Source organism: Peribacillus sp. N1 (assembly GCF_054600815.1).
In genome coordinates this window covers 1-239 of record NZ_BAAHZO010000095.1, presented here as the reverse complement: position 1 = coordinate 239, position 239 = coordinate 1, and the positions used below count along the sequence as shown (strand labels likewise).

Annotated in this window: 1 pseudogene; it reads left to right on the top strand. The window is 38.9% G+C overall.

Annotated elements, in window-relative coordinates:
• Positions 1-239 (top strand): annotated as a pseudogene (locus ACYP5M_RS26710) (F0F1 ATP synthase subunit beta); the annotation flags it as partial.

The following is a 239-nucleotide window of genomic DNA, read 5'->3' as shown; positions in this document are numbered from 1 at the left end:
AAACATCAGTTGAAATTCTTGAAACGGGTATTAAAGTAGTAGATTTACTTGAACCTTACATCAAAGGTGGTAAGATCTGTATCTTCGGTGGAGCCGGTGTTGGTATAACTGTACTTATTCAAGAACTTATCAATAACATCGCACAAGAGCTCGGAGGTATATCGGTATTCGCTGTTGTAGGTGAGCTTACTCGTGAAGGGAATTACCTTTGCTACGAGATGAATGATTCTGGTGTTATT